The organism is Actinoallomurus sp. NPDC050550 (assembly GCF_040655075.1).
Classification (GTDB): Bacteria; Actinomycetota; Actinomycetes; order Streptosporangiales; family Streptosporangiaceae; genus Actinoallomurus.
This window is the reverse complement of sequence record NZ_JBFAJC010000006.1, coordinates 299,003-320,989: the sequence shown is the minus strand read 5'-3', so window position 1 is coordinate 320,989 and position 21,987 is coordinate 299,003. Positions and strand designations below refer to the sequence as shown.

Annotated in this window: 23 protein-coding genes, 1 tRNA gene and 1 other RNA gene; 11 read left to right on the top strand and 14 right to left on the bottom strand. The window is 69.8% G+C overall.

The annotated features are described in order from the left end of the window. Window positions 1-133 precede the first annotated feature (133 nt). Window positions 134-1,336 carry a sugar diacid recognition domain-containing protein gene (locus AB0I04_RS11940; protein WP_360882395.1) on the bottom strand — a complete coding sequence of 401 codons (1,203 nt, stop codon included), beginning with the start codon at window positions 1,334-1,336 and terminating at the stop codon, window positions 134-136. 233 nt (window positions 1,337-1,569) lie between these two features. Here AB0I04_RS11940 and AB0I04_RS11935 point away from each other — a divergent pair, with 233 nt between their 5' ends. Genes AB0I04_RS11935 through AB0I04_RS11920 form a run of 4 tightly spaced genes read left to right on the top strand, consistent with a single transcriptional unit; the run spans window position 1,570 to window position 5,383 of the window. Next, window positions 1,570-2,469 (top strand): transporter substrate-binding domain-containing protein, encoded by a 900-nt coding sequence (locus AB0I04_RS11935; protein WP_360882393.1) that lies wholly within the window; start codon window positions 1,570-1,572, stop codon window positions 2,467-2,469. Between the two features lie 20 nt (window positions 2,470-2,489). Beyond that, a complete protein-coding gene (locus AB0I04_RS11930) occupies window positions 2,490-3,227 on the top strand; it encodes an amino acid ABC transporter permease (protein WP_360882391.1) in 738 nt (245 codons plus the stop codon). Further along, window positions 3,224-4,027: an amino acid ABC transporter ATP-binding protein gene (locus AB0I04_RS11925; RefSeq protein ID WP_360882389.1), complete on the top strand. Its 804-nt coding sequence runs from the start codon at window positions 3,224-3,226 to the stop codon at window positions 4,025-4,027. Before AB0I04_RS11930 ends, AB0I04_RS11925 begins: the two co-directional genes overlap by 4 nt. 6 nt (window positions 4,028-4,033) lie before the next feature. After that, a complete protein-coding gene (locus tag AB0I04_RS11920; protein WP_360882423.1) occupies window positions 4,034-5,383 on the top strand; it encodes an FAD-dependent oxidoreductase in 1,350 nt (449 codons plus the stop codon). On the opposite strand, the gene AB0I04_RS11915 is transcribed toward AB0I04_RS11920, so the two are convergent. Together AB0I04_RS11915 and AB0I04_RS11910 are read right to left on the bottom strand one after the other, a co-directional pair. Next, entirely contained in the window at window positions 5,337-5,837 is a 501-nt protein-coding gene (locus tag AB0I04_RS11915) for a GNAT family N-acetyltransferase (protein ID WP_360882387.1), read from the bottom strand. The two genes, AB0I04_RS11920 and AB0I04_RS11915, sit on opposite strands and share 47 nt — an antisense overlap. A 124-nt stretch (window positions 5,838-5,961) precedes the next feature. Further along, entirely contained in the window at window positions 5,962-6,405 is a 444-nt protein-coding gene (locus tag AB0I04_RS11910) for a MarR family transcriptional regulator (protein ID WP_360882385.1), read from the bottom strand. A gap of 45 nt (window positions 6,406-6,450) precedes the next feature. Between AB0I04_RS11910 and AB0I04_RS11905 the strand changes: the two genes are divergently transcribed. Continuing rightward, window positions 6,451-6,843 carry a hypothetical protein gene (locus tag AB0I04_RS11905; RefSeq protein ID WP_360882383.1) on the top strand — a complete coding sequence of 131 codons (393 nt, stop codon included), beginning with the start codon at window positions 6,451-6,453 and terminating at the stop codon, window positions 6,841-6,843. A gap of 91 nt (window positions 6,844-6,934) precedes the next feature. Here the strand turns inward: AB0I04_RS11905 and AB0I04_RS11900 are convergent, their stop codons facing one another. Beyond that, window positions 6,935-7,672 (bottom strand): FCD domain-containing protein, encoded by a 738-nt coding sequence (locus AB0I04_RS11900; RefSeq protein ID WP_360882381.1) that lies wholly within the window; start codon window positions 7,670-7,672, stop codon window positions 6,935-6,937. Window positions 7,673-7,884: 212 nt separating this feature from the next. Beyond that, entirely contained in the window at window positions 7,885-9,417 is a 1,533-nt protein-coding gene (locus AB0I04_RS11895) for an amino acid permease (protein WP_360882379.1), read from the bottom strand. A 300-nt stretch (window positions 9,418-9,717) separates the two neighbouring features. On the opposite strand from AB0I04_RS11895, the gene AB0I04_RS11890 reads away from it, so the two are divergent. From AB0I04_RS11890 to AB0I04_RS11875, 4 genes are read left to right on the top strand one after another with little or no spacing between them, the layout of a single operon-like run. Beyond that, a complete protein-coding gene (locus AB0I04_RS11890) occupies window positions 9,718-11,103 on the top strand; it encodes a glutamine synthetase family protein (RefSeq protein WP_360882377.1) in 1,386 nt (461 codons plus the stop codon). Between the two features lie 26 nt (window positions 11,104-11,129). After that, the gene (locus tag AB0I04_RS11885) at window positions 11,130-12,500 is read left to right on the top strand and encodes an aldehyde dehydrogenase family protein (RefSeq protein ID WP_360882375.1); all 1,371 of its coding nucleotides are present in this window, start codon (window positions 11,130-11,132) and stop codon (window positions 12,498-12,500) included. Between the two features lie 29 nt (window positions 12,501-12,529). Then, window positions 12,530-13,294, top strand: a complete 765-nt coding sequence (locus AB0I04_RS11880; RefSeq protein ID WP_360882373.1) for a 3-oxoacyl-ACP reductase — start codon at window positions 12,530-12,532, stop codon at window positions 13,292-13,294. 6 nt (window positions 13,295-13,300) lie between these two features. Continuing rightward, window positions 13,301-14,014: a gamma-glutamyl-gamma-aminobutyrate hydrolase family protein gene (locus AB0I04_RS11875; protein ID WP_360882371.1), complete on the top strand. Its 714-nt coding sequence runs from the start codon at window positions 13,301-13,303 to the stop codon at window positions 14,012-14,014. 49 nt (window positions 14,015-14,063) lie between these two features. Here the strand turns inward: AB0I04_RS11875 and AB0I04_RS11870 are convergent, their stop codons facing one another. The 7 genes from AB0I04_RS11870 to ffs form a co-directional block, all read right to left on the bottom strand. After that, entirely contained in the window at window positions 14,064-15,134 is a 1,071-nt protein-coding gene (locus AB0I04_RS11870; protein WP_360882369.1) for an aspartate-semialdehyde dehydrogenase, read from the bottom strand. After that, a complete protein-coding gene (locus AB0I04_RS11865; protein ID WP_360882367.1) occupies window positions 15,131-16,399 on the bottom strand; it encodes an aspartate kinase in 1,269 nt (422 codons plus the stop codon). Before AB0I04_RS11865 ends, AB0I04_RS11870 begins: the two co-directional genes overlap by 4 nt. Before the next feature lie 165 nt (window positions 16,400-16,564). Further along, the gene (locus AB0I04_RS11860; protein WP_360882365.1) at window positions 16,565-17,113 is read right to left on the bottom strand and encodes a DUF5063 domain-containing protein; all 549 of its coding nucleotides are present in this window, start codon (window positions 17,111-17,113) and stop codon (window positions 16,565-16,567) included. Next, window positions 17,106-17,705: a recombination mediator RecR gene (gene recR / locus AB0I04_RS11855; RefSeq protein WP_360882363.1), complete on the bottom strand. Its 600-nt coding sequence runs from the start codon at window positions 17,703-17,705 to the stop codon at window positions 17,106-17,108. The genes AB0I04_RS11860 and recR overlap by 8 nt, the downstream gene beginning before the upstream one ends. Window positions 17,706-17,930: 225 nt before the next feature. Continuing rightward, complete coding sequence (locus AB0I04_RS11850; protein WP_360882361.1) at window positions 17,931-18,314, bottom strand: YbaB/EbfC family nucleoid-associated protein; 384 nt, start codon at window positions 18,312-18,314, stop codon at window positions 17,931-17,933. A 167-nt stretch (window positions 18,315-18,481) separates the two neighbouring features. Next, on the bottom strand, window positions 18,482-20,656 hold the full coding sequence (locus AB0I04_RS11845) for a DNA polymerase III subunit gamma and tau (RefSeq protein WP_360882359.1): 2,175 nt from the start codon (window positions 20,654-20,656) through the stop codon (window positions 18,482-18,484). Window positions 20,657-20,676: 20 nt separating this feature from the next. Then, an RNA gene (gene ffs, locus AB0I04_RS11840) (signal recognition particle sRNA small type) lies at window positions 20,677-20,773 on the bottom strand. Between the two features lie 50 nt (window positions 20,774-20,823). On the opposite strand from ffs, the gene AB0I04_RS11835 reads away from it, so the two are divergent. Together AB0I04_RS11835 and AB0I04_RS11830 are read left to right on the top strand one after the other, a co-directional pair. Further along, on the top strand, window positions 20,824-21,165 hold the full coding sequence (locus tag AB0I04_RS11835) for a DUF952 domain-containing protein (protein ID WP_360882357.1): 342 nt from the start codon (window positions 20,824-20,826) through the stop codon (window positions 21,163-21,165). Window positions 21,166-21,175: 10 nt separating this feature from the next. After that, window positions 21,176-21,263 (top strand) — tRNA-Ser (locus AB0I04_RS11830). A gap of 75 nt (window positions 21,264-21,338) precedes the next feature. Here AB0I04_RS11830 and AB0I04_RS11825 read toward each other — a convergent pair. Further along, window positions 21,339-21,518, bottom strand: coding sequence for a hypothetical protein (locus AB0I04_RS11825; RefSeq protein ID WP_360882355.1), 180 nt, complete (start codon window positions 21,516-21,518; stop codon window positions 21,339-21,341). 139 nt (window positions 21,519-21,657) lie between these two features. Next, window positions 21,658-21,939 carry a hypothetical protein gene (locus tag AB0I04_RS11820; protein WP_360882353.1) on the bottom strand — a complete coding sequence of 94 codons (282 nt, stop codon included), beginning with the start codon at window positions 21,937-21,939 and terminating at the stop codon, window positions 21,658-21,660. Window positions 21,940-21,987 lie beyond the last annotated feature (48 nt).

Sequence of the window (21,987 nt, the reverse complement as noted above, 5' to 3'; positions counted from 1 at the left end):
GGGGGCCCTCCGATCTCCCCCGCCATCCGGGGGGTGGTCCTCTTCTTCTCGTGGGGGGGGGGGAGGGCCCCGGCCAGCCCCGCCCCCCCCCCCGCCGATCTGTGCGCCCGGGACGTTGCCCCGGCCACGGTCGTCAATCGTCCAGGTGATCCGCCACGCAGGCCAGATAGAGGGCCAGGCGGTCCGCGTCGCCGTCGGCCCGGTCGCCCTCCCGGCGAGCGATCTTGTCGAGACGGTAGACCAGCGTGTTGCGGTGGATGTTCAGCGCGGCCGCGGTCCTGACGAGGTTGAAGCCGTGCTCGGTCCACACGGTGATCGTCTGGCGGAGCACGGGCCAGTCGGGGCGCTCGCACAGCTCCGCGACGTACGTCTCGGCGAAACGCCTGCGCACCCGGTGCGGAACCGCCGCGAGCAGCTGATGCACCCGCAGTTCGTCGATGGAATGCACCGAAGCGGCGGGCCGGGTCCGCGATCCGAGCCGCAGAGCGGCCTTCGCGTCCTCGTAGGAGTCGCGCAGCTCCGGCACCGAGGCGGCGAGCCCGCCGATGCCGACCCTCGCGGACAGGCCGAGCCGCCGCTGGACGTTGTCGACGAGCACGCGGCCGAGTGACCGCACGCCGGGCGGATCGTCCACGGCGGCCGGCCTGGCCGGACCTCGATGGAACACGGCGAACCGACCGGCCGCCACCGCGGCGACGAGGTCTTGTGGAGAGGCGAACGTCTCCCGGATGAGGCGCAGCAGCGTCGACCGCAGGTTGTGGCCGTCCGGCGCGACGGCGGTGGCGGCGTCCTCGAGTTCGAGGAGCATCGCCGTCCGCGGGACACCCAGGTCATAGCCGAGTTCCCCGGCGCGGAGTGCCAGCTCATCGGGGGTGACGAGGTCGGCGTCGAAGTGCGCGATGTCGCGGACGAGGTCCTCCAGGACGCGTTCGCGCAGCAGGTGGGACCGCAGCAGCAGCGACTCCTGCAGGAGGATCTCGGTCTGCCGCTGGACGACCAGCCCGAACCGCCGCACCTGTGCCGGTGCGCCGGTGATGCCCACGGTGCCGGCCGCCTGCCCGTCGATGACGATGGGCAGGGTGACGCCCGGCCGTACGCCGCGGAGGAGGCGGGCCTGCCCCACCGTGTGCGCCGCGGCCTGCAACGTCCGCATGACCTCCACCGACGCCTCGTGGAAGGAGCCGATACGGCCGCTGTCCCCGCTGCCGATGACGACGCCGTCCGGATCGGTGATCAGGACGTTGAATCCGATGATGGCGCTGGTGTCGCCGGCGATCTCCTGCGCCAGCGCGGGGGTCAGCGCCGAATGCCACCCCGGCCCGAGCCCCTGGGACATGCGCGCTCCTCGGTCGTACGTGTCGTACGAGCACAGGGCCCTATTTACTCACATGTTCGTACGAATCGGCTAATGACCTGGGCCGATGCCGCTCTCTACCGTGTACGCAATCGACGGCGAAGGCCGGCCGGGACACGGTCCGGCGGGTCCTCGCAACGGCTGGAGACCCTTCTCAGAGTTAGGCCGACGTACTCATGTGGTGGAGAAAAACCCGGCCCGGATCCCACGCCCTCATGGCCGCCACGGCGGCGCTGACCGCCCTCGGCTCCCTCAGCGCCTGCGGTGGCTCCGCCAGCGGGAGCAGTGCGACATCAGCCTCCAACCCTTACAACACCCTCAAGCCCGGCGTGCTCAAGGTGACGATCGAGCCGTACCAGCCGTACACCGCCCTCCAGGGCGACAAGCTCGTCGGCATCGACAGCGAGATCCTGCAGGCCGCCGCCGCCAAGCTGAACCTGAAGATCGAAACCCAGGTCACCGACTTCAACGGCATGCTCGGCAGCATCCAGAGCCGCCGCGCCGACATCACCATCGGCGGCATCGCCTGGACGAAGAAACGGCAGGAGCAGGGCCTGTTCACCGACCCGCCGTACTACTCGCCGCCGGCCATGGCCGTGCACAGCGGCAAGCAGTACTCCACGGTCCAGAGCCTGCAGGGGCTGAGCCTGGGCACCGTCACCGGCTACGTGTGGGTCGACTCGATCAAGTCGATCCCCGGGGCGAAGCTGCACGCCTACCCCAACGCGCAGGGCGTGTTCAACGACCTGTCCGCCGGCCGCATCCAGGTGGGCTTCCTGGATCCGCTGCTGGTGATCTACACCCAGCAGAAGCGGCCCGACATGCACTTCACGACGCAGTACCTCACGCCGCCGACCGACGCCGAGGTCAAGCAGAAGCCCACGTACGACGCCCTCCGGCCGTACATGACGAGCTTCTACATCCCCAAGCAGGAGCCGAAGCTGGAACAGGCGATCTCGGCGCAGATCCGGCAGATGTACACGGACGGCGAGATGACCGCGCTGATCAAGAAGTACGGCGGCGACCCGAACCAGTTCCTCAAGCCCTCCCCGTGGATGGCGGGTCAGCGGCAGGGCGTCGACCGGCCGGCCGGGTGGCAACCCCCGTCGATCTGACGGCGAGCGGAAGGACCGCGATGTTCAAGGTTCCCTGGTCCGACTACACCGGCTCACTGGTGCAAGGACTGCTGCACACACTGGAGTACACGGCGCTCGGCTTCGTGGGCGCCGTGGTCCTCGGGCTCGCCGTCGCCCTCCTGCGGATGAACCGCCTGCGGATCGTACGGCTCCCGGCGACGATCTACACCGAGGTGTTCAAGAACATCCCGTTGCTCGCGATCATCTTCATCACCTACTTCGGGCTGACCTCCGTGGGCGTGAAGCTCAGTGCGCTGGAGGCCGGGTCGCTCAGCATGGTGGTCTTCTACGCGGCGTACCTCTCGGAGATCTTCCGATCCGCGCTCGCCGGCGTACACGACGGCCAGCGGGAGAGCGCTCACGCCCTCGGCCTGAGCGGCCTCGGCACCCTCACGCACGTGGTCTTCCCGCAGGCGCTGCGCCTGGCCCTGCCCGGCACCAACACGATGCTGGTGGACCTGCTCAAGTCGACCTCGCTGCTCGTGACGATCTCCGCGGCCGAGCTGATGACCCAGGCACAGCTCATCACCTCCGACACGTTCCGTGCCCTGGAGGTCTACATCGTCATCGCGGCGATCTACTTCGCCGTCTGTTACCCGCTGTCCCAGGCGTTGCTCTGGCTGGAACGGCGGGTGCGCGCGGGGGCCCCGCTGTTCCCGGGGCGACGCCGGCGCCTGCGTAAGGCCCGCGCGCTGCTCGCGATCGCCGAGGCCGAGCCGGCACTGGAGGCGAAATGACAATCGAAAGGCCCGCCGTGGCGAAGACCGCTCAGCCCGCCGACGACGGCCCCGTCGTACGGATCGACGGTCTCGGCAAGTCGTTCGACGGCCGGGTCGTCCTCGACGACATCGGCCTGGACGTGCGATCCGGCGACATCGTCAGCATCCTCGGCGCCAGCGGAGGCGGCAAGAGCACCCTGCTGCGCTGCGTCAACCTGCTCGAACGGCCGGATCGGGGGACTATCGAGGTCGCCGGCGAACCGGTCTTCGCGAACGGCCGTGTCGCGTCCGGCGACCTGGCCCGCCTGCGGCAGCGCGTCGGCATGGTGTTCCAACGGTTCCACCTGTTCCCGCACCTCACCGCCGTCGAGAACGTCGTGCTCGCGCAGATCAACGCGGCCGGCGTCCGCGAGGACGAGGCGATCGCCACGGCCGTACGCCTGCTCCGCCGTGTCGGCCTCGCGCACCGGGCGCTCGCCTTCCCCGAACAGATGTCCGGCGGCGAGCAACAACGGGTGGCGATCGCCCGCGCGCTCGCGCTCCGGCCCGCCGTGCTGCTCTTCGACGAGCCGACCTCGGCGCTCGACCCGGAGTCGACCGGGGAGGTGCTCCGCGTCATGCGCGACCTCGCCGACGACGGCATGACGATGATGATCGTCACGCACGAGGTCCCGTTCGCCCGGGAGATCTCCGACTGGGTGGCCTTCATCGACAGCGGGCGCGTCGTCGAGGAGGGCCCCGCGGCGCAGGTGCTGGACGACCCACGGCAGGCCCGTACGCAGGCCTTCCTCCGGTCCTACCGCAGTTCGGGCAGGTGAACGGCCCTGTCTACGGAAAGCCGTGCTCCGGTCGTCGTCATCGGCGGCGGAGCGATCGGGCTGTGCACCGCCTTCCACCTCCGGCGCCTCGGCGTCCCGGTGCACGTCGTCGACCGGGGGCCCGTCGGGGGCGGCTCCTCGTGGGGCAACGCGGGCTGGGTCTGCCTCAGCCACTCCGCGCCGGTGCCCGCACCGGGGGTGATCTGGTACGCCGCGCGGTCCATCGGCCGGCCCGACTCCCCGCTCTACCTGCGCCTCCAGCCCACACCGGCGTTCCTCCGCTGGCTGGTGCTGTTCCAGCGCAGCTGCGCCCGTACGGCCTTCGACCGCGGGTACGCGGCCGTCGCCGAGTTCGCCCAGGCCACCTTCGAGCGCTTCGCCGAACTCGCCGACGCCGACGTGGTGACCACCCTGACCCGTCCCGGCCTCGTCCACGCCTACTCGTCCATGGCGGAGGCGCGACGGACGCACGGGATCCAGCGGGCGATGGCGTGGGCCGGGTACGACGTCCCCGGCGAGATCCTCACCGGCAAGGAGGTCATGGCACTGGATCCCGCCCTCGGCGGCAAGGTCGAGGCGGGCTACCTCGTCCCCGGCGAAGGCGTCGTGAACCCGACCGCGTTCGTGGCCTCGCTCACCGACCGGCTGCGGCACGACGGCGTCGGCGTCACCGAGCACGAGGCGGTCCGCGGGTTCCACTTCCGCGACGGCCGGATCGCGGCGCTGCGCACCACGAGCGGCGACATCGAGTGCTCCTCCGTCGTCGTGGCCGCCGGCGCCTGGTCGGTGGACCTCCTGCGGTGGCTCGGAGTCCGCCTGCCGTTGCAGGCGGGCAAGGGCTACAGCTTCTCCGTCGACCTCGACCCGGCTCCCGAACATCCGCTGTACCTCGGCGACAAGCACATCGCGGTGTCGCCCATCGGGGGCGCCACCCGCATCGCCGGGACGATGGAGCTCAGCGGCAACAACCGGCGGCTCGACTGGCGGCGTGTCGTCGCGATCGCGCACGCCAGCCGTGACTACCTCGGTCACTGGTACGACAACGCCGACGACCTCATGGCCCTCATCCACGATCCGTGGGTCGGCGGACGCCCCATGATGCCGGACGGGCTGCCCGTCCTCGACCGGGTGCCCGGCAGCCCGAACGCGTATGTGGCCACTGGTCACGGCATGCTCGGCATCACGCTCGCGCCGGTGACCGGCAAGGCGATGGCGGACTACGTCGTGACCGGCCGGCGCCCGGCCGAACTCGCCGCGTTCCGCGCCGACCGGTTCCGCGGCCTGCTGGCACACCGACCGGGCGGCGGCGTCACGGCCGCCGGAAGAGCACCTGGCCCGGCCAGTTGCGGACCGTGAACGTCTCGGCCGTCGTGAAGCCGTTGCCGCGGTAGTAGTCGACCAGGCGGCCGTCATTACCGGCGTAGCAGTCGACGCGCAGCAGGCCGACGCCCAGGCGCCGGGCTTCCGCACACGCATGTTCGATCAGCGCGGCGCCCACGCCCTGGCCCGCGAAAGGACGGGAGGTGACGAGCCAGTTGATGTACAGCTCCGGCTCATCGGCGGCCGTGACGTGATGCGGTGCCACCGACGAGATGATCATGGCACCCGCCGGTGCCTCCCCGATCTCGGCGATCCAGGCGGTGCCGGTGCGCACCTTGTCGGTGATGCTCTGCACCTGTTCCGGGTTCGCCGACCACGGCTTGGTACCCCACTGGTCCGAACGGCCAATGGCGGTCAGCCAGGTCACCGCGCCGTCCAGCATCTCCATGATCACTGGCGCGTCGGCCACTCCGCCCTGACGGATCCTCACTCTTCCGGCTCCTTCCGCTCACGATCGGGCTCAGTGGATTCCGCGGACACGACGACGGCCGAGCCGATTCGCGCGGGGCCGGGAGCGGTTGCCCACGGCGAGTCGGGATGGGCTCGTTGCGAAGTCACCCGGCGGCCGGGATCCCGCTCAGCGAGGCGACCCTGTTCAGCGCACGCTTCAGCGCCGCCGCCTCCTCGGCACTGAGCCCGCCTAGCAGCTCCTCATCGGTCTCCATGGCCAACAGCACGGCCTTGCGCCGAAACTTCTGCCCGGTGGGAGTGAGTTCGATGAGATGACGGCGACGGTCGACGGTGTCTCGCACACGCTGCAGGGCACCGAGTTCCTCGAGCTCGTCGAGCATGTCGACGACGACGCTCGGCGTCACACCGATCGTCCTGGCGAGTTCCAACTGAGCCTTCGGCCCGGCGGCCAAGATCTCCAGCACCGCACAGTGCCGGGGGCGCAGCCCGTGCGGCATCAGCCGCTCGGCGAATCGTCCCGTCGCGACCTGCCCCAGCTTGCCCAGCAGGAACGAGACCGTTCGAGTTACTGATTCTTCCGTCGCCATGGATCCGATGCTACCGTCGACCATATGATTCGGTACCCGAATGATATGGCCCCCTCACGAAATGTCAGACTTCTCGCCGCGAGTGTCATCACCGCCGAGGTCGTTGCGTCCGGATACATCACCGTGGCCGGATTGCTGGATCCGGGCGGCCTGGTGCACGGCGGAGACAGCACCGCCGCCAAGACGTACGCGGCCTACGTCGCGACCCGCAGCCTTGTGCTGCTCGGCGCGTTGATCTGGTTGCTGACCGTCCGGGCATGGCGACCGCTGGGCCTCGCCTTCACCCTCAATGCCGCCGTACAGATCGGGGACGCGGCGATCGGCGTCGCCCACCATCAACTCGCCCAGACCGTCGGCCCCATCACCTTCGCCGCCCTACTGCTCGCAGCGGCCCGTCCGTTGGGCGGCCTCACATGGAAGCCCGGGAGTAGCGCCTGAGGCTCGGTGGCGTCTTCTCATCTCCCCGCACCGGCCGGCGACGAGGGGCAGCTCGGGGGACGCCGTCCTGGGCGGTGGGGCGTCCGGTGGCTCAGGTCAGGAAACCGCGGAGCAGGGCGCCGGTGCCCTCCAGGTGCTCGACGATCGCGCGGCGCGCCGCCTCCGGGTCGCCGTCCAGGATGGCGTTCACGATCGCGGCGTGCTGTGTCGACGCGTGCTCGATGTTGCGCTCCAGCACCGGGATGGCGTTCAGCAGGTCGTTCAGCCGCATCCGGGCGTCCGCGCAGGCACCGGCGAGCAGCGGCGAGCCGGTCAGCTCGGCGATCGTCAGATGGAAGCGGGTGTCGAGCCGCCGGTAGTCCTCGGGCGCCGCCGTGTCGGCGTCCCGCAGGCACGACCGGAGCCGGTCGACCTGCTCGTCGCGCAGCCGCCGGCCGGCCAGCAGTTGCCCCGCTCCGGTCTCGACCGCCATGCGGTAGATCAGAGCGTCGCTGAGCTCCTCGCCCATGCCCGCGGCGACCCGCTCCAGGTCGCCACGTCGCGGGGCTCTGGGCCGGTAGGTCACGAAGGTCCCGCCGAACCTGCCGCGCCGCGACTCGACGTATCCCTCCTCCTGCAGGGCGCGGATCGCCTCGCGCAGCGTGACCCGGCTGATGCCCAGCTGCGGGGCAAGCTCCCGCTCCGGCGGGAGTCGCTCGCCGTGGCCGACCACGCCGAGCTTGATCGCCTGGAGGAGGCGCTCCACGGTCTCCTCGAAGGCGTTGCCCGCGCGGACGGGCCGGAAGACCGTCGAGGGCGCCAGAGCGGCCGGATCCCGCTCGTCACTCAACGAAGACCGCCCTTCAGCACCGGCGACGACCCCGCCCGGCGGACGCGATCCGGCCGGGCAAGCGGCGCGGGCGACGCGGTCCAGGGCTCATGCGCATCAGCGTAATGCCGACGGCGAAACGGACGGCCGGGCCACCGCGCGCCGCCGGACGGGCGTACGGTCCGCCGCGCCGCCGCCGGGCGGGCCGTTGTCGACCCGCCCAGCGGATGCGGTCAGGCTTGTGATGCCGGTTCCGGCTCGTCGGTGTCGATCGTCCGGCGGGGCCCGGTGAACCAGGTCCGCGCCGACAGCGCCCACCAGCCGCCGACCAGGGCCAGCACGACGCCGAGGGCGATCGGGGCGTAGTTCACCGCGCTCCAGTCCCATTTCTTGTTGCCGGGGACGCCGGCCGGGGCGATCGGCAGGATGAAGTAGATCGAAATGACGGCGATCTCGATGATCGCGATCCAGCCGAACAGCTTGTACTTGCGTCCGAGTGTCCACGGCCCCGGCTGGAACCGGTCGCCCATCCGTACGCGCAGGTAGATGGGGATGAGGAAGGCCAGGTACAGACCGATGACCGCGATGGACACGACGGCGTAGAACGCGACGGGCGTGCCGGTCGGGCTCTTGTAGAGGGCCGGGAGGGTGAGGACGAGGGCCGCGATGGACCCCATGATGATCGCGTTCACCGGGGTCCGGTTCTTGTCCACCTTCGACCAGAGCCGCCAGCCAGGCACGCCGCCGTCCCGCGAGAACGCGTACGTCATCCGGGACATGCTCGTCACGCAGCTCATGCCGCAGTAGAACTGGCCGATCACCGAGATGGCGATCACGATCTTGGCGAGTGCCGGGCTGAGCGCACTGGTGAAGATCGCCGGTGCGAAGCCCTGTGCGGCGTTGATGCCCTTGACGTCCGTGGCGGCGAACAGGAAGGACAGCAGCAGGATCCAGCCGCCGACCGCGGAGTAGGCGATGGACCGCCACAGTCCCTTGGCGGCGGTGCGCGCGGCGTCCTGGGTCTCCTCCGACACGTGGGCGCACGCGTCGAACCCGGTGATCGTGTACTGCGTCAGCAGGAAGCCCAGCGGCAGCACGTAGAACCAGTAGGTCCCGCCGGAGAAGCCCGAGTTGTTGATCCGCTCGGTGAACACGAACTTCAGGCTCTGGTGCGAGTCCGGGCCGAACACCAGGATGAGCACGATCGCGGCGACGCCGAACACGTGCCACCAGACGGAGATGTTCTGCAGGATCGCGACGAGGTGGTGCCCGTAGATGTTGATCAGCGCGTGCAGGGCCAGGATGACCAGGAACAGCACGAACACGAAGCCGAGGCCGCCGTCCCAGCCCTTGTGCAGCATGCCGAGCAGGACGTTGAGGAACGTCGCGCAGCCGTAGTCGACCGACGCGGTGACGGCGATGAGGCCGATCAGGTTGAGCCAGCCGGTGAACCAGCCGTGCACCGGCCTGCCCATGGTGGCCGCCCACCAGTAGATGCCGCCGGCGGTCGGATAGGCCGAGACCAGCTCGGACATGCAGAACCCGATGATCAAGATGAAGCCGGCGATGAGCGGCCAACCCCAGGTGATGGCGACGGGACCGCCGTTGTTCCAGGCCTGCCCGAAGGTCGTGAAGCACCCGGACAGGATCGAGATGATCGAGAAGGAGATGGCGAAGTTGGAGAAGCCGCTCCAGGACCGCTCCAGCTCCTGTTTGTAACCGAGTTCTGCGAGTCGTCTGGCGTCATCGTCGAGACCGGTGGCCATGGGGCCTCCTCGGATCGGGGGTGGTGGAGGTCGGGGGTCGGCCGGCGCGCGCCGGGTCTGCAGAGCGGCGGGGGTCTTGGACTGTCCGTAACCCATTCGAAACACGGCCCGTAGCGGCCCTTTCACTGTCCCGGAAGTGTGCGAGCCGGAAGACCTCACGTCAAGGGGGTACTTATTCGGCCGTGGATTCACCCGGCGACGCCAGGGGGTTGACAGATGCCCAGGTCTAGCCATCAATGGTTCTAAACCAAACCATTCCCCCTGGGCCACCCCCGGTCCGGCGTCCGGAGAGGACGAAGCGTGGTCGACCGAGGTCTGCTCACACTCGAGCAACTCAAGGATGAGGCGGCGGCGGGCCGGATCGACACGGTCCTCATCGTCATCCCCGACATGCAGGGACGGCTGCAGGGCAAGCGCCTGTCCGCCCGGTTCTTCCTGGAGGAGGTGGCCGGGCACGGTTCGGAGGGGTGCAACTACCTGCTCGCGGTGGACGTCGACATGAACACCGTCGACGGGTACGCGATGTCCTCCTGGGAGCGCGGCTACGGCGACTTCGTCATGCGCCCGGACCTGGCCACCCTGCGCCGCATCCCCTGGCACGACGGGACCGCGATGGTCTTCGCGGACCTGGAATGGGGTGGCGGAGACGCGGCCGAGGGATCGCATGGCGCCGACGTGGTCGCCGCGCCGCGGCAGATCCTGCGCCGCCAGCTCGACCGGCTCGCGAGCCACGGTTGGACGGCCTACGTCGGCACCGAGCTGGAGTTCATCGTCTACCAGGAGTCCTACGAGGAGGCGTGGAACCGCCGGTATCAGGATCTGACACCGGCGAACCAGTACAACGTCGACTACTCGGTGCTCGGGACCTCGCGCGTGGAACCGCTGCTGCGCCGGATCCGGAACGCCATGGACGGCGCCGGTCTGTACGTCGAGTCGGCGAAGGGCGAGTGCAATCTCGGCCAGCACGAGATCGCCTTCCGCTACACCGACGCGCTGTCCACCTGCGACAACCACGCGCTCTACAAGACCGGCGCCAAGGAGATCGCCGCCCAGGCAGGCATGTCGATCACGTACATGGCCAAGCCGAACGAGCGGGAGGGCAACTCCTGCCACATCCACATCTCGCTGCGGTCCGCCGACGGCACGCCGCTGCTCGCCGGCGACGGGCCGTACGGGCTGTCGCCGCTCGGCGAGCACTTCATCGCGGGGCAGCTGGCCTGCATCAGGGACTTCACGCTGCTGTACGCGCCGAACATCAACTCCTACAAGCGGTACGCGCCGGGCTCGTTCGCGCCGACCGCACTCAAGTGGGGGCTGGACAACCGGACCTGCGCGCTGCGCCTCGTCGGGCACGGCCCGTCGCTGCGCATCGAGAATCGGGTGCCCGGCGGTGACGTCAACCCGTACCTGGCGGTGGCCGCCCTGGTCGCCGCGGGCCTGCACGGCATCGAGAGTGAGCTGCCGTTGGAGGACCCGTTCACCGGCAACGCGTACGCGTCCGGCGCGGAGCAGGTACGCCCGACGCTGCGCGAGGCGTACGAGGACTGGTGCAAGAGCTCCCTGGCCCGCGAGGCGTTCGGCGACGAGGTCGTCGAGCACTACGCCAACAACGCGCGTGTCGAACTCGACGCCTACGACCGGGCGATCACCGACTGGGAGCTGTTCCGCGGCTTCGAGCGGCTTTGACCAGGCAATCCACCGGGATAGAGATCGTGACCGACTTCAAAGTGATCAATCCGGCGACCGAAGAGGTCGTCGAGTCCGTGTCGATGGCGAGCGCCGGAGAGGTCGACGCCGCCGTCGAGCGCGCCGCCGCCGCGTACGAGACCTGGCGGAACGTCGCGCCCGGCGACCGCGCGCGGCTACTGCGCGCCTTCGCGGCCAAGGTCGAGGAGAACATCGACGCGCTGGCCGCCCTGGAGGTCGCCAATGCGGGCCACCCCGTCGGCCAAGCCCGCTGGGAGGCCGGGAACGTCCGCGACCTGCTGACGTACTACGCGGCCGCGCCGGAGCGGCTGTTCGGACGGCAGATCCCGGTCGCCGGCGGGCTCAACGTGACCTTCCAGGAGCCCCTGGGCGTGGTCGGCGTGATCGTGCCGTGGAACTTCCCGATGCCGATCATGGCGTGGGGAATGGCGCCCGCACTGGCCGCCGGCAACACTGTCATCGTCAAGCCCGCCGAGGCGACACCGCTCACCGCGCTCCACATCGGCCGGCTCGCCCTGGAGGCCGGCCTGCCGGAAGGCGTCCTGCAGGTGGTTCCCGGCGAGGGCCCGGTCGCCGGGCAGGGGCTCGTCGAGCATCCCGGAGTCCGGAAGATCGTCTTCACCGGGTCGACGAGAGTCGGTAGGCAGATCATGGCGGCCTGCGCCACGGACGTGAAACGGCTGACCCTGGAGCTGGGCGGCAAGAGCGCCAACATCGTCTTCGCCGACGCCGACCTGGAGCAGGCGGCGGCGACCGCGCCGTACGCCGTGTTCGACAACGCCGGGCAGGACTGCTGTGCGCGTTCGCGGATCCTCGTCCAGCGCGACGTGTACGACCGGTTCATGGAGTTGCTGGAGCCGGCGGTGCTGGGAGTGCGGGTCGGCGATCCGCGGTCCGACGACACTGAGGTCGGCCCGTTGATCAGCGCCGCCCAGCGGGAGCGGGTGCGCGGCTACGTCGCCGGCGACATCGCCTTCCAGGGCCGATGCCCGGAAGGTCCGGGTTTCTGGTTCCCGCCGACCGTACTCGCACCCCCGGCCGCGCCCGGAGACGAGGCGTTCCGGCGAGCCTGGAACGATGAGATCTTCGGGCCGGTCGTGAGCGTCCTGCCGTTCGACGACGAGGCCGACGCCGTACGGATCGCCAACGACACGGCGTACGGCCTGTCGGGATCGATCTGGACCCGCGACGTGGGCCGCGCCCTCCGCCTCGCGCGGGCGATCGAGGCCGGCAACCTGTCGGTCAACTCCCATTCCTCGGTGCGGTACTGGACGCCCTTCGGCGGGTTCAAACAGTCCGGGTTCGGGCGCGAGCTCGGCCCCGACGCGGTCGCCGCCTTCACCGAGACCAAGAACGTCTTCATCGCCACCGACTGATCACAGCTTCACCATCGGAGGGAACACGAATGCAGCGTCTGCAGGACCGCGTCGCCGTCATCACCGGCGGCGGCAGCGGGATCGGGCTGGCGACCGCGCGGCGCTTCGCCCAGGAGGGCGCCAAGGTCGTCGTCGCCGACCTCGACGAGACCGCGGGCAAGGCCGCCGCCGATGAGGTCGGCGGCCTCTTCGTCCGGGCCGACGTCACCAGCGAGGACGACGTCACGGCCATGTACGCCGCGGCGAAGGAGACGTACGGATCGGTCGACATCGCCTTCAACAACGCCGGGATCTCGCCTCCGGACGACGACTCGATCCTCGAGACGGGACTGGACGCGTGGCGGCGCGTGCAGGAGGTCAACCTGACCAGCGTGTACCTCTGCTGTAAGCACGTCATCCCGTACATGCGCGCGCAGGGCAGGGGCTCGATCATCAACACCGCGTCCTTCGTCGCGGTGATGGGCGCGGCCACCTCCCAGATCTCCTACACGGCGTCCAAGGGAGGCGTGCTGGCGATGTCCCGCGAGCTCGGCGTGCAGTTCGCCCGGGAGGGCATCCGCGTCAACGCCCTCTGCCCCGGGCCGGTGAACACCCCGCTGCTCCAGGAGCTGTTCGCCAAGGACCCCGAGCGGGCCGCCCGCCGCCTCGTACACGTCCCCGTCGGCCGCTTCGCCGAGGCCACGGAGATCGCCGCCGCCGTCGCCTTCCTCGCCAGCGACGACGCGTCCTTCATCACCGCATCGGAGTTCCTCGTCGACGGCGGCATCTCCGGCGCGTACGTGACGCCGCTGTAGGCCGGGATGAGCGTCCCTTCCCCCGTCGTGGGCATCACGGCGTACGTCGAGCCCGCCCGCTTCACCGTCTGGGACATGACGGCCACGTTGCTGCCCCACTCCTACGTCGAACACGTCGTCCGGGCCGGCGGGCAGCCGGTGCTGCTGCCGCCGGTCGGCGATCCGGCACCGCTGGTCGAGCGCCTCGACGCACTGATCGTGGCCGGCGGGGGTGACCTGAACCCGGCCCGGTACGGCGTCGAGGCGCACGAGCGGACTGCTCAGGTCCGCGACTTCCGCGACGAGGCGGAACTCGACCTCGTACGGGCCGCGCTCGAGCGACGGCTCCCCGTCCTCGGCATCTGCCGTGGGCTGCAGATACTGAACGTCGCACTCGGGGGGACGCTTCACCAGCACGTACCGGAGGTCGTCGGCGACACCCGGCACTGCCCGGCACCCGGCGTGTACGGCCGCTTCCCGGTGAAGATCGGATCCGGGACCCGGCTCGCCGCCGTCTTCGCGGAGGAGCGGGCCACGGTGGCGCACTATCACCACCAGGCGATCGATCGGCTCGGCACCGGGCTGGTCCCGGTCGCGTGGGCGGACGACGGCCTGGTAGAGGCCGCGGAGCTCACGGGATACCCGTTCGGGATCGGCGTTCAGTGGCACCCGGAGGCGGGCGACGACGGCGCCCTCTTCGCCGCTCTGATCGCCGCGGCGGACGGGCGCACCCGCTCGTGATCAGTACGTCCCGGCGGTGGGGTCCACCGCCGGGACGTGCTTCGAACGATCAGGCGGTGAACTCGGCGGCGACCACTTCGGCGATCTCCGCGGCGTTCAGCGCGGCGCCCTTGCGCAGGTTGTCGCCGCAGATGAACAGCTCCAGCGTGTTCGGGAAGTCGATCGCCTGGCGGATCCGGCCGACGTACGTCGGGTCCGTGCCGACCACGTCGGCGGGCGTCGGGAAGACGCCGTTCGCCGGGTCGTCCATGACCACGACGGTCGGGGCGGCGTCCAGGATCGCGCGCGCGCCCTCCACCGTGACCGGCCGCTCGAACGTCGCGTGGACGGCCAGCGAGTGGGTCGTGATCACGGGCACCCGCACGCAGGTCGCGGAGACCTTCAGGTCGGGGATGCCGAGGATCTTCCGGGACTCGTTGCGGAGCTTGAGCTCCTCCGAGGCCCAGCCGTCCTCCTTGAGCGAGCCCGCCCAGGGCACGACGTTGAGCGCCATCGGGGCCGGGAACGGCGACTCGGTCTCGCCGAGGCGGTTCTGGATCGCCTTGCGCACGTCGCCGGCGGTCTGGCCGAGCGTACGGTCGCCGGCGACGGCCTCGATCTCGGCGTACATGCGCTCCGTGCCGGCCACGCCCGCGCCGGACACCGCCTGGTACGAGGCGACGACGAGGGAGTCCAGGCCGTACTCCGCGTGCAGCGCGCCCATCGCGGCCATCATCGACAGGGTCGTGCAGTTCGGACAGCAGATGATGTTCCGGGGCCGGTTCCGTACGGCCTCGGCGTTGACCTCCGGCACGACGAGCGGCACGTCCGGCTCCATCCGGAACGCGCCGGACTTGTCGACGACCACCGCGCCGCGCTCGGCCGCGATCGGGACCCAGACCTTCGACACCTCGTCGGGCACGTCGAACATCGCGATGTCGACGCCGTCGAAGACCTCCGGGGTCAGCTCCTGGACGACGAGCTCCTCGCCGCGTACGGAGAGCCGCTTGCCGGCGGACCGGGCGGAGGCGACGAGACGGATCTCGCCGTAGACGTCCTCGCGGGAGGAAACGATGTCCCGCATGACGGTGCCGACCGCGCCGGTGGCGCCGACGAGAGCGAGAGTGGGCTTACGACTCATCGACCGGTACCCCCGTAGATAACGGCCTCCACCTGGTCGGCGTCCAGGTCGAACGCCCGGTGGGCGGCGGTGACGGCGGCGTCCACGTCGTCCTGGTCGACGACCACCGAGATCCGGATCTCCGAGGTGGAGATCATCTCGATGTTGACGCCCGCGTCGGCGATCGAGCCGAAGAACTTGGCGGTCACGCCGGGGTGGGACCGCATGCCCGCGCCGATCAGCGAGACCTTGCCGATCTGGTCGTCGTAGCGGAGCGAGTCGAAGCCGATGCGCTCCTTGATCTTGTTGAGGGCCTTGATCGCCGTCTGCCCGTCGGTGCGCGGCAGGGTGAAGGAGATGTCCGTGCGGTTGGTCGCCGCGGCCGAGACGTTCTGCACGATCATGTCGATGTTGATCTCAGCGTCGGCCAGCGTGGAGAAGATCGTCGCGGCCTCGCCGACCTTGTCGGGGACCCCTACGACCGTGATCTTCGCCTCGCTCCGGTCGTGTGCGACGCCGGAGATGATCGCTTGTTCCATCTGGCTTCCCTCGATGCTGTTCTTGACCCACGTGCCGGTCTTGTTGCTGAACGACGACCGGACGTGGATCGGCATGCCATACCTCCGGGCGTACTCCACGCAGCGCAGGTGCAGGATCTTCGCGCCGCACGCCGCCATCTCCATCATCTCCTCGTAGGAGATGTCGGGGATGCGGCGCGCCGCAGGCACGATCCGCGGGTCGGCCGTGAAGATGCCGTCGACGTCGGTGTAGATCTCGCAGACGTCCGCGCCGAGCGCCGCGGCCAGCGCCACCGCCGTCGTGTCGGACCCGCCGCGGCCGAGCGTGGTGATGTCCTTGGAATCCTGGGAGACGCCCTGGAAGCCGGCGACGATCGCGATGGAACCCTCGTCGATCGCGTCCCGGATGCGGCCGGGCGTGACGTCGATGATCCGCGCCTTGCCGTGCGTGCCGTCCGTGATCACACCGGCCTGGGATCCGGTGAACGACCGCGCCTCGTGGCCGAGGTTGGCGATGGCCATGGCCAGGAGTGCCATGGAGATGCGCTCGCCGGACGTGAGCAGCATGTCCAGCTCACGTGCGGGCGGAAGGGGGCTGACTTTGTTGGCGAGATCGATGAGCTCGTCCGTCGTATCACCCATGGCGGAGACCACGACAACGACGTCGTGGCCGTCCCGCTTCGTGGAGACGATCCGCTGGGCGACGCGCTTGATGCTTTCAGCGTCGGCGACGGAGGAGCCACCGTACTTCTGCACGACAAGAGCCACGCGTGTGCACTCCTCGGATGGGGATCAGGCAGTCGAGACCCGAGTCTACCGAGGTCAGCCCAATACCCGGCCAGATTTGTCCCGATATGCGAGATTTCCTGAAAGTCGTGTAACGCCCCGGAAACCTTGCGACGGAAATGGATCCACGGCGGATCTACCCCGGCTCTACCCCGCGACCGGCTCCTCCATCACGTCGAGCCGGGCGCTCGCCGACACGGCGTACAGCGCCCGCAGAGCCGCACCGGCGTGGTTGCCCCAGTGATTGAAGTAGCTGTACTGCCACCACCACAGCGCCTCGAGCTTGCGGTCGGCGTCATAGTGACGCAGCCCGTGCACCAGGTCGCTGGCCACGTCCACGAGATCGTCCGAAAGGCGGTACGCGGTGGTCTCGGGGTCCTTGTACGGGTCGAAGACCTCGGTGTACTCGTCGACGTCGGTCAGACGCTCGGCAAGCCCCTGACGGGTGGAATCGAGATCCGGATCCTCCCCGACGTCCGGCTCCCAGTTGTCCGGCAGGATCACGTCGGTGCTGGCGCCGAGCTGGGCCCCGGCGAGCGCGATCTGCGACACCTCGAGCAGCAGCAATGGCACCGCATGGCCACCGGCCTCGCCGCGCGCCACGGCGGTCAGCCCCGTCAGGTAGTTTCCGGCGTGCTTCGCCACACGGTCGGCGAGCGTGATCCAGCTGAGCTCAGACTTGCTGTCCTCAGACATCGAGCAGCCTCCGTCCTTCGAACGCGCGACCGAGCGTGACCTCGTCGGCGTATTCCAGGTCGCCTCCCACCGGCAGTCCGCTGGCCAGCCGGGTGACGGTAAGTCCCATCGGTTTCACGAGCCGGGCAAGGTAGGTGGCGGTCGCCTCCCCTTCGAGATTGGGGTCGGTGGCAAGGATCAGCTCGGTGACCTCGCCGTCGGCGAGGCGCTGCATGAGCTCCCGGATGCGCAGATCGTCGGGGCCGACGCCCTCGATCGGGCTGATCGCCCCGCCGAGCACGTGGTAGCGGCCCCGGAACTCCCGCGTCTTCTCGATCGCGACGACGTCCTTCGGCTCCTCCACCACGCAGATCACGTGGGTGTCGCGGCGGGCGTCACGGCAGATCCGGCACTGTTCGGCCTCGGCGACGTTTCCGCAGATGCTGCAGAACCGGACCTTGTCCTTGACTTCCCGCAGCGCCTCGGTCAGCCGCGTGACGTCGGCGGGATCCGCGGCGAGCAGGTGGAAGGCGATCCGCTGTGCGCTCTTCGGTCCGACGCCGGGCAGCCTGCCCAACTCGTCGATGAGGTTCTGGACAACCCCTTCGTACACGGCCCCTCCCTTCTCCTCGTCGACGCGCTCACCGGGAGCGCCGTCTTCGGTGGTGTCGTCCGGGAGGCTCTTCTGACCTGGGCGATGGGCGGACGATCCTCATGCGACGCTCCGCGACCATGAGTCACATCCCCGGACGTCCTTCGAGACCTCCCTGATCGAAGAGCGTCCGGCGACCGTGGCGAGGCAGGTGCCGCCGCGAGGACGGCACCCGGCCGCCCGGGCTCACATACCGGGCAGGCCCAAACCGCCGCCCAGGCCGCCCAGGCCCTCGGTCAATGGTCCCATCTTCTCCTGCGCCAACTTCTGCGCCTCTTCCACGGCGTTGTGGATCGCCGCGAGGACCAGGTCGGCGACCGTCTCCGCGGTGTCCGAAGGGTCCCCAGGGTCGATCGCGGCCGGATCAATGACGATCTTGGTCACTTCGTTCTGCCCGTTGACCGTCGCGGAGACAAGGCCACCGCCGGCGGTGCCCTCGACCTCCGCCTGCGCGAGTTCGCGCTGCAGGCTCATGAACTGCTCCTGCATACGCTGCGCCTGCTGCAACATGTGCTGGATATTCGGCTGGCCACCGGGTTCCACGGTGCTCTCCTCATTCAGATCGTCCAATGAGACGAGACTACGGGGTCCGCCCCGAATCCGGTATGCGGCTCCGGGCAACCGGTACGGCCGTGCCGAAACGCCCCCGCCGGCCCGGCGAAGCCCGTACGAAAGGCCCGCGACCGATCGGCGCCGGCGCGGCATGACCGCGTCGTTACCGATCCTTTTGCCGATCGTCAGGTGTTGTCGAACTCCTGGATGACCTTTCCGCCGAGCACCTGCTCGATCAGGGCCATTCCGGTGAGCACGGCACCGCTGTCCGCGTCGGCGTCGCCTTCGGGGTCGACCTCGTCCGCCTCGTCCACGGGCTCGGGCGGCGGTGGCGGAGGCGGGCTGGGCGGCGGAACCGGCGCCGACTCGGGCGGCGGCGTCGTACGGGTCTCGCGCGTAGGGGCCGCCGGGGCACCCCAACCACCGGGATCCGGTGGCGGCGGCGCCGGCCGCGAGGCCTGCCCCGAACCGCCCTCGAGGACCGCGTCGATGCGCCACTCGACGCCCAGGATCTCCTTCAGCGCGTCGCGGAGGACGGCGTCCTTGCCCCCGGTCGTGAAACCGCGCCGCTTGCCCTCGTTGGCGAACGCGAGGGTCAGCACCTCACCCTGCAACGACGCGACCTCAACGCCCTCCATGAGGACGATCCAGGCGACCTTGCTCCGCTGCTTGACCGCCTCGAGAATGTCGGGCCACATCCGCCGGATCGCGGCGACGTCCACCCCACCGGCCGGGGCACTGGGGGCCGCCGAAGGCTCGGAGGCGGACGACTGGCCGTACGAAGGCGCAGATCCGGACGGCTGCCCCGAGGGTGCAGCGCCTGGGGGCCGGCCGGGCGCCGATGCCGATGGCTGACCGTACGAGGACGCCGGGCCGGCATCGGATGGCCGGCCGGACGACTGCCCACCGCTGGAAGGCCGAGCGGGAACCGGCCAGTCCGCACTCCCGCCCTGGGCGCCGGCGGGCCCGTCGCCCCCGGGCTCCCGTGCGGCGGGCCGCCGGTCCCCTTGGGACGTCCGGGTCTGACCTGTGGCCTGCGGCCCGGGCGCGGCGGAGGGCTGGGGCCGATCGGCCTCGGGCGGAGCCGCGACCCGTGCCTGTGGAGACTCCGGCTGCGGCCGAGCTTGAGCGGCCGGCGGCTGAGACGAGGGCTGCGGCGTGACCGACGGCGGCACGGCTGCGACCGGGGCCGGGCCGCCGACCGCGATACGGCGCTCGAGCCGCTCCAGGCGGGTGAGCAGCGACGCCTCGTCGTCGTACGCGTTGGGCAGCAGGATCCGGGCGCTGATCAGCTCGAGCAGCAGCCGCGGCGACGTCGCCCCGCGCATCTCCGTGAGGCCGGTGTGCAGCAGATCGGCGGCGCGCGTCAGCTCGGCGGAACCCAGCCGCGACGCCTGCGCCTGCATCCGCTCCAGCTCGTCCGGCGGAACGTTCAGCAGGCCCGTCGCGCCGGAGTCGGGGACGTTCGACAGGATGACGAGGTCACGGAAGCGTTCCAGCAGGTCGGCGGCGAACCGCCGCGGGTCCTGCCCGCCCTCCATCACGCGGTCGATCGCCGCGAACACCGCCGCCCCGTCATGGGACGCCACCGCGTCCACGACCTCGTCCAGCAGGGCCGAGTCGGTATAGCCGAGCAGCGACACCGCGCGGGCGTACGTGATGCCCTCCTCGCCCGCGCCCGCCAGGAGCTGGTCGAGGATCGACTCGGAGTCACGCGCCGACCCCGCGCCGGCCCGCACGACCAGCGGGATCGCGGCGGGCTCGTACGGCACGGCCTCCTTCTGGAGAATCTCCTCCAGCAGCTCACGGAGGGTGCCTGGCGGGATCAGCCGGAACGGGTAGTGGTGGGTCCGCGACCGGATCGTCCCGATGACCTTCTCGGGCTCGGTCGTCGCGAAGATGAACTTCAGGTGCGGCGGGGGCTCCTCGACGAGTTTCAGCAGCGCGTTGAACCCCTCACGGGTCACCATGTGCGCCTCGTCGATGATGTAGATCTTGTAGCGCGCCGCCACCGGCGCGAAGAACGCGCGCTCCCGCAGATCACGGGCGTCGTCGACACCACCGTGGGACGCCGCGTCGATCTCGATGACGTCGATGTGGCCCGAGCCGGAGGGCCCGAGCGCCACACAGGACTCGCACACGCCGCACGGATCCGGAGTCGGACCCTTCTCGCAGTTCAGCGAGCGGGCGAGGATGCGCGCACTCGAGGTCTTGCCGCAGCCACGCGGCCCGCTGAACAGGTAGGCGTGATTGATGCGCCCATTGCGCAACGCCTGCTGAAGCGGCTCGGCGACGTGCTCCTGCCCCTTGAGCTCGGCGAACGTCGCTGGCCGGTACTTGCGGTACAGAGCCAGACTCATGGGGGTCCGTCCTCGTCGAAAAAGAGGACCCCCCGCACACCCGTCAGAGCCTGCTTATCCTTGCTGCCTTCCGGCCCTGGGGAGGTTCACAGGATGGACGCCGTGCGAGGGGTCTGCCCCGAGTCTATGGCATCCGGTGGACGGGTTCGGCCCGTACGCTCTGCTTCATGGCAGGGGATCTCGAGGAGACGCGGACACCGATCTTCCACATCGCCGAACGGTCGGAATGGGAGGCCGCACGCGACGCCGGCCGCCCGTACGAGGTGTCGACCCGCGGCCGTACGCTGGCCGAGGAGGGCTTCATCCACGCCTCCCGGGACGAGGACCAGGTACGCAAGGTCCGGCGCGCCTTCTACGCCGACCTCGACGATCTCGTACTCTTGGTCATCGATCCGGAGGGTCTGGACGTCCGGCACGAGCCCGTCGGAGACGACGTCTTCCCCCATGTTTACGGCCCGATCCCGCCGAGCGCGGTTATCGAGGTTCGCGCACTGCCGGAGAACCGGTAGGCTCTGCGGCGGAGGATTCGCCTAGTGGCCTAGGGCGCACGCTTGGAAAGCGTGTTGGTGGCAACGCCTCGCGAGTTCGAATCTCGCATCCTCCGCCACTCTGAGCAGTAGAAACACAGGGCCGGTACCCAACGGGTACCGGCCCTGTGTGCTCTGTGGTCTCGGTTTTGCTCTCAGTTGGCCTCGTTAGAGCGGTGTCGTTGGGGGTCGGTCACCGGGCCGACCGCGCACAGCAACGCGTCGGTCGGCTCGAACAGCGCGTCCCCGCGCACGGTCAGGCAGTCGAAGAGGTCGTCCCGGAAGTGTGACGCCACCGCGAACGCTTCCCGCCGGACAGGTTGCAGCAGACTCATCCCCCCACGGCCTTCGCGCTGGTCAAGTGCCCCTGGTCGGAGCACAGGATCAGACGAAGGCCGTGTTCGCATCCCTGGAATCCTCGTACGAGCGGTCACGTTCCGCGGAATCGTTCGAGGTCAGACGATGAGGAGCAGGTCAGCGCATCCACACCAAGTAGTAGTTGGGGAGGCCGGGCTTGGGGTAGCTCTGGCAGGTGGCCTCGTGGTACTGGGGGTTCAGTGGCAGGTCCCTCTGCGCCTGGGCGACGCAGTCCTGGAAGGAGTCGTACGAGTCGCCACCGACCTGCACCCAGCCGTCATTGGGCGCAGTGTCGGCGAAAGCGCTCGTGGCGGCCAGCGGCACGGTGGCCGCTGCGGCTCCCGCGACGATACCGAGAGCGGCGAGACCGAGAGCGATACGAGAGCGCCAGGATTTCATGAATTCCTCCATCGGGTGTCTTCGGGTCTTTCTACGCGCAACTCTCCC